At 66.4% G+C, this 854-nt stretch carries 1 protein-coding gene; it reads right to left on the reverse strand.

Translation table 11 applies throughout. The features are described from left to right. A partial coding sequence (vgrG, locus tag NMG10_RS25795; RefSeq protein WP_254465375.1) for a type VI secretion system tip protein VgrG occupies window positions 1-854 on the reverse strand: 854 nt, incomplete at both ends.

Consider the following 854-nt stretch of genomic DNA (forward strand, 5'->3'; position numbering starts at 1 on the left):
CGCTTGTAGCGGCCGGGGTAGTCGAAGCGCTCGTAGTCGTCGGCCTGGTGCTGCAGATCGCTGGCGTTGAACTCCTGCTGCAGGTGGTAGGCCGGGTGGGTGAAGGAGTAGTCGCGTTGCACCTGGCGGGCCGTGCGCACCTGTTCGCGGTAGTGCAGGCGGCGCAGGCAGGGGCGGGCCTGGTCGCCGCCGCTGTTGGCGTGGTAGAGCACGGCGAGCGGGTCGGGGTAGTCGTCGTCGATGAAGCCTTCGTCGTCGTCATCGTCTTCGGGCTTGACCAGGCTGGAGCTGATCATGCCCAGGGTCAGCACGCGGTCGCTGATGAGCAGGCGGTGGCCCTTGGCGCTGTGGACGAAGCGGTAGATGAAGCCTTCCTCGGCGGCCAGGCGGGTGATGAAGGCGAGGTCGGTTTCGCCGGCCTGGACGCAGAACTCGCGGGGCGCGTGGGGGAAGCTGTGGCCCAGCTCGAAGTCGGTGATGCGCTGGGCCTTGAACAGGGTTTCGAGGATCTGCGGCACGCTTTGTTGCTGGAAGATGCGCCAGTTCGAACGCAGCCCGGCGCGGGCCAGCTTGGGCTCGATCACGGCCTGGTAGCGGGTGCGGCAGAAACCTGTGTCGCCCTGGCTGAAGGCGCTGATCAGGCCGTGTACATGGCGCATCGGTCGCTGGCCGCGCAGGATGGTGAACAGCGCGGGCTTGTCGAGCAGGTGGGCGAAATCGACGTTGTCTTCGTAGCTGACCAGTTCGAGCACCAGCCTGAACGGGGTGCTGAGGGCTTCGTCGAGGGTGAAGGAGACCACCTCGAACGGGTCCTGGCTGGCCAGGGGTTCGAAGCGGTAGCTCAGGTCGGATTG

It is taken from the genome of Pseudomonas sp. DVZ6 (genome assembly GCF_024259445.1).
GTDB classification, from domain to species: domain Bacteria; phylum Pseudomonadota; class Gammaproteobacteria; order Pseudomonadales; family Pseudomonadaceae; genus Aquipseudomonas; species Aquipseudomonas peradeniyensis.